The 13,927-nt window shown below is 61.9% G+C and carries 12 protein-coding genes; 6 read left to right on the top strand and 6 right to left on the bottom strand.

Annotated elements, in window-relative coordinates; translation table 11 throughout:
• A partial coding sequence (locus tag FQU74_RS17815; protein WP_146287840.1) for an integrase core domain-containing protein occupies positions 1-391 on the top strand: 391 nt, incomplete at its 5' end.
• On the opposite strand, the gene FQU74_RS17820 is transcribed toward FQU74_RS17815, so the two are convergent.
• The 6 genes from FQU74_RS17820 to FQU74_RS17845 form a co-directional block, all read right to left on the bottom strand.
• Positions 361-1,547, bottom strand: a protein-coding gene (locus FQU74_RS17820; protein ID WP_146287841.1) for an IS3 family transposase whose coding sequence is annotated in 2 segments (ribosomal slippage) — positions 361-1,286 and positions 1,286-1,547 — 1,188 coding nt in all. Because the reading frame shifts where the segments join, the coding sequence is not laid out codon by codon here. The genes FQU74_RS17815 and FQU74_RS17820 overlap by 31 nt on opposite strands.
• A gap of 292 nt (positions 1,548-1,839) precedes the next feature.
• Entirely contained in the window at positions 1,840-3,501 is a 1,662-nt protein-coding gene (locus FQU74_RS17825) for a hypothetical protein (protein ID WP_146287842.1), read from the bottom strand.
• Positions 3,498-4,265: a hypothetical protein gene (locus FQU74_RS17830; RefSeq protein ID WP_146287843.1), complete on the bottom strand. Its 768-nt coding sequence runs from the start codon at positions 4,263-4,265 to the stop codon at positions 3,498-3,500. Before FQU74_RS17830 ends, FQU74_RS17825 begins: the two co-directional genes overlap by 4 nt.
• A gap of 60 nt (positions 4,266-4,325) precedes the next feature.
• A complete protein-coding gene (locus tag FQU74_RS17835) occupies positions 4,326-5,870 on the bottom strand; it encodes a GTPase (RefSeq protein ID WP_146287844.1) in 1,545 nt (514 codons plus the stop codon).
• Positions 5,863-7,773: a TerB family tellurite resistance protein gene (locus FQU74_RS17840; RefSeq protein WP_146287845.1), complete on the bottom strand. Its 1,911-nt coding sequence runs from the start codon at positions 7,771-7,773 to the stop codon at positions 5,863-5,865. The genes FQU74_RS17835 and FQU74_RS17840 overlap by 8 nt, the downstream gene beginning before the upstream one ends.
• A 1-nt stretch (position 7,774) precedes the next feature.
• Positions 7,775-8,206 carry a hypothetical protein gene (locus FQU74_RS17845; protein ID WP_146287846.1) on the bottom strand — a complete coding sequence of 144 codons (432 nt, stop codon included), beginning with the start codon at positions 8,204-8,206 and terminating at the stop codon, positions 7,775-7,777.
• Positions 8,207-8,502: 296 nt separating this feature from the next.
• On the opposite strand from FQU74_RS17845, the gene FQU74_RS17850 reads away from it, so the two are divergent.
• The 5 genes from FQU74_RS17850 (at position 8,503) to repC (ending at position 13,867) form a co-directional block, all read left to right on the top strand.
• Positions 8,503-9,150: a HEPN domain-containing protein gene (locus FQU74_RS17850; RefSeq protein ID WP_146287847.1), complete on the top strand. Its 648-nt coding sequence runs from the start codon at positions 8,503-8,505 to the stop codon at positions 9,148-9,150.
• Positions 9,151-9,167: 17 nt separating this feature from the next.
• Positions 9,168-10,148 (top strand): helix-turn-helix transcriptional regulator, encoded by a 981-nt coding sequence (locus tag FQU74_RS17855; protein ID WP_146287848.1) that lies wholly within the window; start codon positions 9,168-9,170, stop codon positions 10,146-10,148.
• A gap of 248 nt (positions 10,149-10,396) precedes the next feature.
• The gene (repA, locus tag FQU74_RS17860) at positions 10,397-11,572 is read left to right on the top strand and encodes a plasmid partitioning protein RepA (RefSeq protein WP_146287849.1); all 1,176 of its coding nucleotides are present in this window, start codon (positions 10,397-10,399) and stop codon (positions 11,570-11,572) included.
• Positions 11,573-11,585: 13 nt separating this feature from the next.
• Entirely contained in the window at positions 11,586-12,524 is a 939-nt protein-coding gene (gene repB, locus FQU74_RS17865; RefSeq protein WP_146287850.1) for a plasmid partitioning protein RepB, read from the top strand.
• Between the two features lie 173 nt (positions 12,525-12,697).
• On the top strand, positions 12,698-13,867 hold the full coding sequence (gene repC / locus FQU74_RS17870; RefSeq protein ID WP_146287851.1) for a plasmid replication protein RepC: 1,170 nt from the start codon (positions 12,698-12,700) through the stop codon (positions 13,865-13,867).
• Positions 13,868-13,927 lie beyond the last annotated feature (60 nt).

Raw genomic sequence — 13,927 nt, forward strand, 5'->3', positions numbered from 1 at the left:
TGACTTCAACCGCGAAGGCCTGGGCATCGAGGGCGACTTCTCGTTGCCAGCCGAGCGGGTCGTCCGATCCCTGAACCAGATCATCGAATGGCGTGGCAAACCATTGGCGATCAGGGTCGACAACGGCCCCGAATACGTCAGTTCCACGCTGATGACCTGGGCCGAGAAGCAGGGCATCGCCCTGACCTACATCCAGCCCGGCAAGCCCCAGCAGAACGCCTATGTCGAGCGCTACAACCGGACAGTCCGGCATGAATGGCTGAACCTCTACATCTTTGAAACCATCGAGGAGGTGCAGCAGATCGCCACCGAATGGCTGTGGACCTACAACAACGAACGCCCTGCTCTGCCCCCCGGAGCTCATCCAGCTGAAACCAGAGCCGGCTGGTGACAATTGCCCGCTTGTGCGGAGGGGGCAATGGGCGAACGGCGGAACGCTTCCGTTTCGTGGAGCCGATCGCCCATTGCGGCGAGTAGGGCGGCATAGGCCGCGGGGGTCTGGTAACCCAAGGCCGAATGAGGCCTTTCAGCGTTGTAGTCGGCCACCCAGGCGGCGATGACGCTGCGGGCGTGGTCGAGGCTGAAGAACAGCGTCTCGTTCAAGAGCTCGTCGCGCATCTTCGAATTGAAGGCCTCGCAGATCCCGTTCTGCATCGGCTTTCCCGGCGCGATGAAGTGCCAGGGCACGCCCGTATCCTCGCTCCAGGCCAGTATCGCGTTGGAGGTGAACTCGGTCCCGTGGTCGGAGACGATCAGGCCGGGCTTGCCGCGCCGGGCGATCAGCGCCGTCAGTTCCCGCGCCACGCGGCGGCCCGAGATCGAGGTGTCGACCACGGCCGCCAGACATTCTTTCGTGACATCGTCGATCACGTTGAAGATCCGGAACCGCCGCCCCTGGGCGAACTGGTCATGCACGAAGTCGACCGACCAGCGCGCGTTCGGCGCGGCCACCGTCAGGAGCGGCGCCCGCGTGCCCGTCGCCTTCTTCCGTCCCCGTCGCTTGCGCACCGACAGGCCCTCCTCTCGGTAGAGCCGCTGGGTCTTCTTGCGGTTCACGACATGGCCCTCCCGACGCAGCAGAACATGCAGCCGCCGGTAGCCGAACCGGCGCCGCTCGGATGCCCGCGCCCGCAGGCGCTCGCGCAGATCGTGATCGTCGGGGCGTCGGCCGCGGTATCGGATCGAGGTCCGGTCCGTGCCGATCACGGAACACGCCCGCCGCTCGCTCATCTCGTGGCACTCCACGAGGATCGCGACGGCTTCGCGCCTAGCGGCGGGCGTCACCACTTTCGCGACAGGAGGTCCTTCAGCGCAGCCTGGTCGAGCAGCGACTCCGCCAAGAGCCGCTTCAGCCGAGCATTCTCCTCTTCCAGCGCCTTCAGCCGCTTCGCGTCCGACACCTCCATCCCGCCGAACTTGGCTTTCCAAGTGTAGAACGTCGCGCTGCTGATCCCGTGACGCCGGCACAGCTCCGCCGTCTTCGCACCCGCCTCCTGCTCCCGCAGGATGCAGATGATCTGCTCTTCCGTGAACTTCGATCGCTTCATCGTCCGGTCCTCTCCTTGGGCCGGACTCTAGCATCAGATGGAGGAGTTATCGGGGGTCAGAGCACTGTTCCCCGCACCCGCGGGGATGAACATAGCCAGATCGGTATCACATCCTGCGCAACGATTTTAGCATTACATTACATAACTATCCTTAGAGGATTTCGAATTCACGGAGGGATTTTAATAGGCGTATCCCCCCATCGCAATGTAGTTCGTCATGAAAAAAACTCCACCGCGTTGAAATGTGGTGATCTGCCGCAACACTGCACCAAGTTGAGGCAGTATGCTGTCTCTACTGGCATTCTGGCATGCTGCTCAGAGGGCTCATGGGCTCCGCGCGCAAGGTGAGTGTGAGCGTAGACCAATGCCCAAAGTGTGATTGTTTGCTCACATTTTCGATATCCTTGGCGGTTTGATCGTGGCCAATACGGAACATAGTGCTGACGGTGTGCTGCAGTCCCTTGGAATTGCCAACCCTCTCAAGGACATCCATCTTTCCTCCACCTCCAAAGAACCTATTTCTATGTATCCTGAGGTGCTGTTCAATCGCGATAGAGAAGGTTACAGGCAGATTGGTCCGGGCAGTAAAGTTTGGGTTAAGGTAGATATTGAAGCCATTGATCTCCGTGGCATTAGTCTTCGCAACGTCGATTTTTATTCCGCCAATATACACGTTTCCAGAGACTTTCCGATCTGCGCGGTTCTCCGTTGGCAGGTTCCCTTTTATTTCTGCCGAAGATACCTTCACTTCAGTAGCCTTCTTCAGGTTCTCCTCAAGTTCTTGGACCAATGGTCCAAGAGATGGATGTCCATGGTATCCAGCGATTTCGCTACGCAGCGCTTCAATGGCTAGGGGTTTTCTCTCCCTTAGGTTTTCGCGCATGGGTTCGAATTTCTCATACAGCCGAGCCGCAACCGCACAGGTCTCGGCGTTACCCTCACCGGAAAGTTCTCGCAAAGTGAAGTCGTGTTTCTGAACGAATTTCGCCGAGCTTTTTTGGACTGCAACAGCGCGCTCAGCTAGAGCCTGCTCGAGCGACTTTCTGTGGGCATTTTTCTGGTCGTCCACCATGCCTCTTAAGTCGCTTTCAAACTCTTCACGATTCCAGTATTCGTCCAGCTTTACAATGCCATAGTCTGCAACAATCCAAGCGCCGAGCCCGCCTGCTGCTGCACAAAGTCCTGCACCTGGACCTGCCCACGAACATAAAGCTGCGCCGGCGCCAGTGCCTCCTAGAACTGTCGCTAGCTTGCCACCTGTCTTTGCCCCGGCTTTCATCGCAAGTTTGGCTCCGATCTTCTTCGCCATAACCTTAACCATGGGCTTTAATGCCAACCCAGTGCTTAGCGCCGCAGTAGTGGCTAGCGGAGCAGTGATCCGCATCCGCGCCACTGCGTCTCCGAGGACCTGGCGTGTCAGCGGCCCTGTGTGAATCCCATTCTGTTCAGCATTCTCAGGTAGAGCTTGCTGAAATTCGGAGCTGAACAGTGTGTCCATCTTGGTGTGCATGCTGGCAAGCCGCACGTCCAGGCCCGCGAACAGAGTATCCTGGAGCTTTCCGCTCATATTTCCGAGCGCGGCTTCGGAAAGCTCGGCGTATTCGCCAAGAACTGTGTAATGGAAGTTCGCATAGGTCGGGATGGCATCATAGACGGGCTCGTAGGCGGCGTTAAGCAGTGGATCGATCTGGCTTGTGACTGCTTGCAGTGCAGCTTTGTTTGCGGTGTTCAATAATTCTTGAAGTTCAGTGGCGCTTGCCTCAGCAGGTGCTGGAGGCTGGCTGCCTTCTGCGGCGACAGTTGTGGTCGCACCGCTGTCGCTTAGGTTACGAGTAGTCGCCGCGATGCCGAGAACGAGGCTAAGAACTGCCATCATAATGATGCTACCCCAGAACCAACGTGCAAGGTTAGGTCCTTTTCTTCGCTCAGCAGATGTTTCTGTGCTGTCTGTCATTCTGCCACCTTCAAAATGTGAGTGTCGATAAACTGATTAAGTATGACAGCTGATCGACAAAGAACAAAACTGAACAATGCCACATCCAAGCTAAACAGAGCGCTAAAGATCGGATAATCGCGAAGCTGAACAACCGCCCATAGTTTTATTGCCTCGTATCCATATGGAATGGAGAGAAAGCCGGCGATCCATCCGCCTCGCTCGGGAAGATTGCTCAATCCAATTTGCACAGCCTCAACAAAATCCGCCTGGAGCATTTCATGGGGCATCGGTGTGGATGTCCAGGTTGTAAGTGCGATTACAAGAATCAAGGGCAATGCGACCGACCAAGAGACCAGCGATGTTGCTAGCCCGCGTGCGAAAGGTTCATGGAAGTGGCGTGCGAGATACCGCTGGCCTCTGGAAAAGAGGCCAGCCGACAGAAAAAAGGCTACAAGCATTATCGAAGCGTCGACGACAGAGGCATCTAGTGCTTGCCATGCGAGGAGTGTAACCGCGATACATGTGAACCCGGCTGTTACTAGGAATGCCCTCACGTTGCCCTGAAGAATCCGCTCCAAGGGGGATTCCCTGCGCAGTGCAACATGCAGCCAAGCTCTCCAAGGAGACAGAGTCAGAGGCCAGAATCCGATCCATATTCCGACAGCCAGCGGCGCTAAGGCCAGAATGGCCCAGTCGCTGTAAATGTAGCTTAGACGCCATAAGTACAGTGAAAGCCCGGCGAGCGCAGTGGCGGCGAAGGCGTTAGTAATTGAACGGCGCATGATTGCCTTTCCTTGAATGAACAAGGTCGAAAGTTCTGCGATGCATCTCTCTCGACCTGCCTATCCGCCCCCAACCAAACCCCTCCGCACCAATTGTGCCAGCCGACCCACGCCACCGGTCCCACGGCGCAGCTCGGCCATTGCGGTCGACGATCGGGCACGGCCTTCCAGGCGGCGGCGGTTACGCTGGACCATCAGTGCCTCGGCGGCATGGGTGGTCAACATGCTTTCCAGGAGGGGTAGGTTCCACTCCGGCGCCTCGACCGAGACGGGCAGCACCAGCCGGCTATCCATCTCGCGCCCGATCTCCGCCACCATATCCGCAAGCTGCGTGCGGGCGGCGTCGGGCAGGTCGTGCTCGGCGAATGGCCAGCCCGGAACCAGCAAATCGACAGCGGTAAGGGCGATGATGACTGGCGGTCGCCTGCGTGTGGGATCGGTGTCGAGGGCAGCTTCAAAACGTTGCAGCAGCGCCGCGTCAGGCGCACGCGCCGGGCGGTTTGCGCGCATCACCCACAGGATCATGTCGCACTGCATCATCTCGGACAACATGCGGTCTTCGGCAGCGCGGCTGCCGTCAAGACCCTGGCTGTCGATTACCTTGAACTCCATCCCTCCGATCGTCAGATCATGGCGCATGAGACCATCGGTCGTGGGCGCCATGTCGGTCTCAGTCAGGTCCTCGGCCGCCAGCGCGTTGACAAGGCTCGACTTGCCCGCACTCACCTGCCCGACCAAGAGCAGACGCAGCGGCACGTCTGGTTCGGCAATGCTGCGAGCGTCAGTCGCTTCACTGGCAAGCTGGATCTCCAGCAGTTCGGCATCGGTAAAGCGCAGTGCGCCCGAATGTAGGTCGATGGCGGCACGGGCGACCTCTTCCAGCACGACGCGCTGCGCGGTGGTGCTGCCCACGAGCTTCAACGTGTCAGTTGTTCCAGAAATGATCAGGTTCTGCACCTCTTGCGCGATGCTGACGATGGGCGAGGTCATCATACGCTTGGCGCGCCACATCCACGATGCCGCCGATGAGCCATACTGGAACCAGGCGCGGTTTTGCCACAACCAGAACAGGGTGCGCAGCGAGATCGTGTCAGAGAAGGGCACCGTGTCGCGCAGGTCTTGCCTCAGGCGTGTCAGGATCCTGTCTGCCAGCAGCAGTGCCTCGGGGACCGAGAAGTCCAGTGCCTTGCGCTTACCGCCTGACAACCTGTCGGCGGCGAGGTCGAGCACCTCGAAGGCCATGGGGGACAGCTGGGGCCAAGCGACGGGCTCGGACAGGCGTTCCGCGATGGTGGCAGAGATTGCCTTGTAGGCGCGCGCCTCGGTCTCGGTCCATTCCGGGTTGCCCGCGACCAGCGGCCCCGCATAGGGCGCCGGTTCTTCCTTCGCGCGGCGCTTGCGGCGGATATGCGCGATCACTCGGAGAATACGCGCGAGGCCAAGCACGGTCGCGGTGGCGACGACAAAATGTAGAAGATAGCCCTGCTCTCCCAGCCAGACGAAACCGAGCACCATCGCCGCCGCGAACGGCAGTAGGTAAAGCACCAGAGAAATCAGTGCCTGACCCCGCAAAAGGCTACCTAGGATGGGCTGAAGGCTACGCATTGCTCAGTCCTTTCAGCGCATCGGCATATCGGGTGCGTAGGGCCTCGACGTCCACGGGCTTGCCTGCGCGCAGCTGGAACATCCACCAGGCGGCGGCGCGACCAAGCGCCCAGGTCGAACCGAAACCCCAGCCTGCGCCCAGAACCGGGCCTGCCGTCTGGCCAATCACCGGGATGAGCGAGACAAGCTGCCGGCTGACAAGTCGGAGCGCCTGCCCGCCAACGACGCTGACGCCGAGCGCGGTTGCCAGTGCGGCCAGCTTGCTGCGGTCCCAGTCGATGCCGTAGCGGGTGGCCAGTTCGGCCAGCATCCGCGCCTGCAGGACGGGAACCGAGGCCGCACCGACCAGAGGAACCGGCACCGCCCCACCGGCCGAGGCCATGCCGGAATAGCGCAACACCAGACCACGGTTGCGCAGGAACTCCGCCTCCTCGGCATCGGTCGCGCTCTGGCGATCGAGAAACAGCGCGACCGAAGGAAGGATGCCTGTCAGCGTCTCGGCGAGTGCGGAAAGGTCGGCGCTGTCAGGATTGCCCAGGTCGAGCTCGACCGAGGGTAAGGGCTCTCCCCAGGCGGTATCCAGGCGCGACTGGTTGGCGTGGCGGACGCGGGCGCGCGCCTCGGGATCAGCGACAAGATCGGGCGCCGTATGCACCAGCAGGGCAGGCAACTTGCGGCCGCGCCGGGCAAGCAAAAGCGCCTCTGCGACGGCTCCCTGAACCGGATCGTCCAGTCGCGCCAGCACCAGTAGGACATGCGCGGCATCATGGCAGGCTGCCAGATCCTCGGCCGGGTCATAGGCGATTTCGCCTAGCCCACGGGTATCGAGGAAGCGCATCACCGGTTCTGCCGGCGGGTAGTCGAAGGCGAGCGAGGTGCGCGTGCAAGGCACGAAGCCATTGCCGATCTCGGCTGCGCTGGCGCCGGTCATTGCCCGCACGAGCGAACTTTTCCCCGCGCCGGTCTTGCCCAGCAACCAGACCACCGGCACTGGCGGCGCGGGTTTCGCCACGTCCTCTGGCGGGTCCACCTCGGCAGGTGCCTTCCCCGCCAGTTTGCCCCATATCCAGCCCGGCGTTTCGGCAACGCTGCTGGCAAGGCTTCCGACCCCATCCGACGCGGCACCGACCAGCTTGCCGACCGACCAGGGGGCCGCGTCGCGGAACACCTTGCCAATTCGGGCGATGGCGGCCGACTCGGCCTCGGAAACTTGTCCGTCAGCCTCGGCAATCTCGGTCAGGAAGGTGACGACTTCGGCAGTCATCGCATCATAGTTGCAGTCCGGGTTCTCGCGCTTGAAGTCGGCGAGCGCGCGGGCGATCCCCTCTATGCTGGCGTCGTCGAGACCGGCTTCGATCAACGGCAATGCGCGCGCGACATAGTCCGGGTCAAGTCCCCATTCCTGCACGAAATAGTCCCTGATCGCGGCTCTCTCAGTCTCGTCAATCTGCTCGGCCTCACGCGCGACCATCAGGGCGAGGGCGCCGATCAGGTCAAAAAGCGATGCGCCCAGCAGATCAAGCGGCGTGGTGATGAAGCGCGGCACCTTTTGGACGCGGCTGCCCTCATACCGGCGCAACAGGTGGATGACCCCCCACCCTGCAGCCCCCGCCGCCGTCGCGGCACCCACGACCCAGCCAACGGGCGTCACCGCGGTGACGAGGCCAAGCCCGGTGATCCAGCTTCCGAAGAACGCGCTGGCAACCGTGGTCGAACTGGCGGCAACCCCGCCAGCGGCTGCGACACCCGTGACCTGCCAGAGCTCGCCTAACGTGCGTGTGGCCTTCAATGAGGCGTAAGCGTCCTCGCCAATCGCTAGTTTCGCCTTGAAGCGCATCGGATCGGCCACAACCCTTGTCAGTCCTTCGAGGGTTGCAGCGCCCTGCCCGTCTATCTTCCGCATGTCAGGCAAGCAGGCTGGAGAGTTTCACTTCGAGATCCCCCAGCCGATCTGACCAGAGCGGGTCACGCAGGTCGCTCAGTGCGCCCACGGTCAGGCCGTAAGTCACAAGCAGGGGTTTCAGAAACACTCCAATGGCCGCGCCGATCACGGGAAACCCTGCGATCAGTGCCGCGACCACAACCGCTACCACGGTCCCGAAGATTGTGCCCGGAAAGGCCTGCACCACGGCAAGTGCGAGCGTCAGGATCTTGCGACCCAGATTGACCACGAACTCCCCAGCCTTCACTGTCACGGCCGCCAGATCCATCAGCAGTGCCTTGGTATCGGCCGACAGCGACATCCGGTCGAGGGCATCGGCAATCTTGCGCAAAGGCATCGCATCGTTGATGTCGCGTAACAGGGCATCACGATTGTTGACGGTCATCTCGGTCATCGGGGCGGTCCTTGAAATCAGATGCTCGGTTACTGGGACATCCACCGGAAATGCGGCAGATTTTCGGTGACATTACGGTTGCTTGGCGCGGGGATGACGGTCAAGCACAACTCGAAGATGGGGGCGCACCGCGTCAAAAAGTGTCATACCTGCTCTTGGCAGCCAATATGAACAGAAGTTCGCCCCCTGCCCCGCACATACACTGTGGTGCGCGCGGCCTTACGCAACTCATCGCAGCCTATTGATATCTCCGCCAAAACCGCGCAACCATAGGGAAAGTCAGACCCAATGGTGCCATGCCTCACCACGATCGCCTGAAAGCCCGCCAGCGCGCCCTGCGAGAGGGGTTTTCATCCGATTTCGGCCTGCGGATCCACCGCGCCATCAGCTGGATCGGCCGGGCCGAGCAGGCAAGCGGTGATCTGGATGCGGCTTTCGTCTTCTACTGGATCGCCTTCAACGCCGCCTATGCGCAGGACCGAGATCCAGTGGCGGAGCGGGATGCATTCCGGGGCTTCTTCTCGCAGCTGTCGCGCCTCGACAAGGAGCACCGCATCCATTCCGAGGTTTGGACGGCATTCTCAGGCCCGATCCGGCTGTTTCTGGAAAACCGCTATGTCTTTGCGCCCTTCTGGCAGCACCAGAACGGTGTCGATGGCTATGCCGACTGGGAGGCGCGTTTCACTGCCGCCAAGTCCCGCTTCCATGCTGCGCTTGGCCAGCGCGATGCGGTGCTGATCCTGTCGATGCTCTTCGATCGGCTCTATGTGCTGCGCAATCAAGTCGTGCATGGTGGCGCTACCTGGAACTCGTCTGCAAACCGCGACCAGCTTCGCGATGGCACGAGGATTCTTGGAACACTCTTGCCCACCATCGTCGATCTGATGATGGACCACCCTGCCGAGGACTGGGGTCGCCCGTGGTATCCCGTCGTCGCTGACTGAGCCGCCAGGAAACCCACATGTCCTATGCCAAGGCCCATGACATCCTGAAGCTCGCCGACTTCGCCCGCGCCCGGCACCGTGGCGTGACTCTGGAGGAGATCCGCGACGAGTTTGGCGTGAGCCACCGCACCGCGCAGCGGATGACCGACGCGCTGGAGTCGCTGTTTCCCTACGCGGTGAACATTCTTGAGGATGACGACCGCCGCCGCCGCTGGACCATCGACTCGGTCCCGCTGGCTGCGCTCCGGCTACGCGGCGATACCGAGCTTGCGGCGCTGGAGATGGCGATCGAGCGGTTGCGCGTCGATGGGGACCTGCGCGAGGCCTCGGCGCTCTCTGCCTTGCGCAACCGGCTGCTCGCGGCCCTGCGCCCACAAGACGCCCGGCGCGCCGAGGCGGATGCCGAAGCGCTGCTTGAGGCACATGGCATGGCGGCGCGTCCCGGCCCTGTGGTTGAGGTGGATCCCGACCTTGCCGAGTTGATCGCCAGTGCGCTGCGCGGCCCGTTCGTGATGGATATTACCTACAATGACGAACGCCGCCGGGTTGAACCCTATGGCATCCTGATTGGGGCGCGGCGCTATCTGGTAGCCCGTCAACCGGATCGACCTGATGGGAGGATGCGCTACTTCCGGCTCGACCTGATCCGCGATGCGCTGCTGGTCGAGGAAAGCTTTGCCCGCGACCCGAACTTCAGCCTGCGCGATCACGCCGCCCGCGCCTTCGGAACCTGGCAGAACGACGCGGAGTATGGCGAGGTGATCTGGCATTTCACGCCAGAAGCCGCCGCACGGGCCCGCGAGTGGCGTTTTCATCCAGCGCAGGTTCAGCGCGACCTGCCCGACGGCGGGCTCGAAGTGCGCTTTCATGCCGGTGGCTGGCTCGAGATGACCTGGCACCTCTACCAGTGGGGCGCCGAGGTGACGGTGATCGCCCCGCCCCAGTTGCGCGCGATGGTCGATGGACATGGCCGCACGGACTTTCCGGTCCTGCCGTGATATTCGCGTTTTGTTCTTGTTGCAATCCGGCGCCGCTTGCGGCCCAAACCCGGTATGACAGCTTTTGACGCTGGCCGCACGCTGAGCCGGCGCGTCAGGCCCCTGCCCCGGCACTTGCGGTATGCGGTCAGTTATCCACAAGCTGTGGATCAAAACACTTGCCCGAATCTGAAAACTGGCGCATTCATTTACGCCAAGCAGTGATAAAATCGCTCAAAGCCGTAACAAACGGCGGGGCAGAGGGCAGTATGAAACAGCAAACCCGGATCGACCGGCTGGTCGGCGAACACGCATCCAAGCTGTCAGAACGGCTCCTCGCCCATCGTGCGCAGCTTTTCCCGCCAGACGCCAGCAAGCAGTTGCGCCGCTTCACCAGCGGCGAAGTGGCCGAGCTTTTGGGCGTGAAAGATGCCTATCTGCGCAAGCTCAGCCTCGAAGGCCGTGGTCCGCAGCCCGAAACCGGCGCAGGCGGTCGCAGGCTCTATACGCCCGAAGACATCGTGGCGCTGCGTCATCTGCTGGAGTCGGGTGCCAAGACGCCCGGCACCTACCTGCCCGGCCGCCGCGAGGGGGATCACCTGCAGGTCATCACCGTCATCAACTTCAAGGGCGGCTCGGGCAAGACCACCACTGCCGCGCATCTGGCGCAGAAATGCGCGCTCGACGGCTACCGGGTGCTGGCGATCGACCTCGACCCTCAGGCCAGCCTCTCGGCCCTGCACGGCTTTCAGCCCGAGTTCGACCTGCTCGATGGTGGCACGCTTTATGACGCCATCCGCTACGAAGACCCGGTGCCGCTGCGCGATGTGATCCGCAAGACCTACTTCACCAATCTCGACCTCATCCCCGGTAATCTCGACCTGATGGAGTTCGAGCACGAAACGCCGCGGATGCTGGTCGCACGGTCCGGCAACCTCTTCTTTACCAGGATCTCCGAGAAGCTGGCCGAGGTTGAAGCGGAGTATGATCTGGTGATCGTCGACTGCCCTCCCCAGCTGGGGTTCCTGACCATGAGCGCGCTTTCGGCGGCGACGGCTGTGCTGGTCACGGTCCATCCGCAGATGCTCGACGTCATGTCGATGTGCCAGTTCCTCCTTATGACCTCGAACCTTCTGGGCGTGGTCGCCGATGCCGGCGGCAACATGGAATATGACTGGTTGCGCTATGTCATCACCCGATATGAGCCCGGCGACGGCCCGCAGAACCAGATGGTCAGCTTCATGCGCTCGCTGTTCGGCGAGCATGTGCTGAACCACCCGGTCCTGAAATCCACGGCGATTTCCGATGCCGGCATCACCAAGCAGACGCTCTACGAGGTGGAGAAAAGCGCCTTCACCCGGAGCACCTATGATCGCGCGATCGAAAGCCTGAACGCGGTCAATGGTGAGATCGAGGCGCTGATCCAGTCCGCATGGGGCCGCTGAAAGGGGGGCTACGATGGCACGCAAGAACCTGCTCGAAGGGCTGATGAACCCACCCGAGGTTGCCACGACCGAAACCGAGCGTCCGCGCTATGCCCGTGGCGCGATTGGCGCCATTTCTCGCTCGGTCGCGGATCTGCAGGCCCGCGCCCTGATCGAGATCGACCCGGATCTGATCGACGCGGGCGGTCTGCAGGACCGTCTGGAATCCGACGATGCCGAGGATGCGGCGCTACGCCAGTCCATCGCCGAATATGGCCAGCAGGTGCCCGTTCTGGTGCGTCCGCACCCGGAGCATGAGGGTCGATACCAAATCGTCTACGGTCGCCGCCGGGTGCTGGCCCTGCGGGACCTAAAGCGCCCGGTCAAGGCGCTGCTGCGTCAGCTTGATGACCGCGATCTGCTGATCGCTCAGGGGCAGGAGAACACCGCCCGGCGTGATCTATCATTCATCGAAAAGGCCAGTTTTGCCCGGCAGATGGAAGAGTCCGGATATGACCGCAAGGTGATCGGCGATACCCTGTCTATGGACAAGACCTTGATATCCCGAGTTCTTTCCGTCGCCGAGCGGATCTCGCCCGATCTGATCCAGGCGATTGGTGCGGCGCCTTCGGTGGGCCGTGACCGCTGGCTTGCCCTGGCCGAAGCTTTGGTGGCGGGTGGTCATGAGCCCGGCGAGGTGATCGCAATCGTGAACATCTCAGGGGCGGCCAGTTCGGACGCCCGCTTTGACGCGGCGCTCGACTACGCCAAGGGCATCAGCACCCGCAAAAGCGCATCCGACCGCCCTGCCCCGCTGCGGATCAACAGCGTCAACGGTGTGCCGCTTGCCGAGGCCAGCCGCAAAGGTGGTCGCATGGTGATCGCGCTCGAGAAGCGCCTCGACCGTAGCTTTGAGGACTGGCTTCTGACCCAGATCCCCGAACTTCACCGCAAGTGGAGCGAGGGCACATGACGATCCTGAAACCCCAGACAAGGAGGCACGACCCGGCCTAAGAAAAAGCCCCCCAGGACATGACATCCCGAGAGGCCCATTCTTGTTCTAGCACCTCAAGAATACTGCCGCCTCTGATTCGCTGTCAACCACCGTCTTTCGGTGGGCGTCTTTCTTTTGCCCCGTGATATGCAATGCAGCACATTTCCACGACGCCTTTCGGGCGGCGCGCGGTCTCGCATGGCCTTTTGGCTTCGCAGGCGCTGGCTGCGGCCCCTGCTGCGGTCGCCTCAGCCGACAAGTGGCAGCTCTTCAACGATCTGCGCACCGCGCGGCATCATTTTGGGGTCACCGATCGCGATCTTGCGGTGCTCAATGCGCTGCTGACCTTCCTGCCCGACCGTGACCTCGTCGATGGTGCTGACCTGATCGTCTTCCCCTCGAATGCCACACTCTCCGACCGGGCGCATGGAATGGCCGAAAGCACGCTGCGTCGGCATCTTGCGGCGTTGGTCCAGGCTGGTCTGATCGCACGGCATGACAGCCCCAACGGCAAGCGCTACGCCACCCGTGGCCCGGGCAGCGAGGTGTTGCGCGCCTTCGGTTTCTCTCTGCGCCCGCTTCTGGTGCGTGCGCCCGCCATCCACAGTGCCGCCGAGGATGCCCGCACAGCCGCGCTGCACCTCAAGCTGGCAAGGGAAGCTGTCGTGCTGCGCCTGCGCGACGCGGTGAAGCTGTTCCTCTACGCCGTGGAGACGGGCCAAGCGGCTGCCGACCACCCGCTGCATCGCGCGCTCTGTGCAGCGCAGGGCCAACTGCGCCGAAAGCTCGACACAGATGCGCTGACTTCACTGCAGGAGATCGTGGATCAGCTACGCGCGGCGGTGGACAATTTGCTCGAGCCAGTCGTTGTAGCAGAGGAAATGAGCGGCAATGACGTTCATTTTGGGCGGCACTGTCAATATTCAAAACCAGATCTTCAAGAATCTGAACCTTGCCTTGGAACAGGCAAAGGGGCCGATGTTGCGCCCCCTGCCCTTCCCCTTGGACTTGTGGTGAAGGCGTGCCCTGACATCCTGCCCTACGCTCAGGGCCATATCCGAAGCTGGCACGAGTTGATCACGGCTGCATCGCAGGTGCGCCCCATGATGGGCGTCAGTCCCGATGCCTGGGCCGAGGCGCAACGCATCATGGGTGCCGAGGTTGCGGCCATCACGCTGTCGGCCATCCTGCAGAGGGTTGGTGCCATCCAGAAACCAGGCGCATACCTGCGTAACCTCACCGAACGCGCCGCTAACGGACAGTTCAGCCCTGGCCCGATGATCATGGCCCTGCTCTCGCCTGCCAACGCCAGGGCGGTGTAGAGTTGACAGCTGTCAACTCGGCGCCCCGGGTTGGTGGAAGTTGACAGCTGTCAACTTTCT

This window comes from Gemmobacter aquaticus, from assembly GCF_007859075.1.
GTDB lineage: Bacteria > Pseudomonadota > Alphaproteobacteria > Rhodobacterales > Rhodobacteraceae > Gemmobacter > Gemmobacter aquaticus.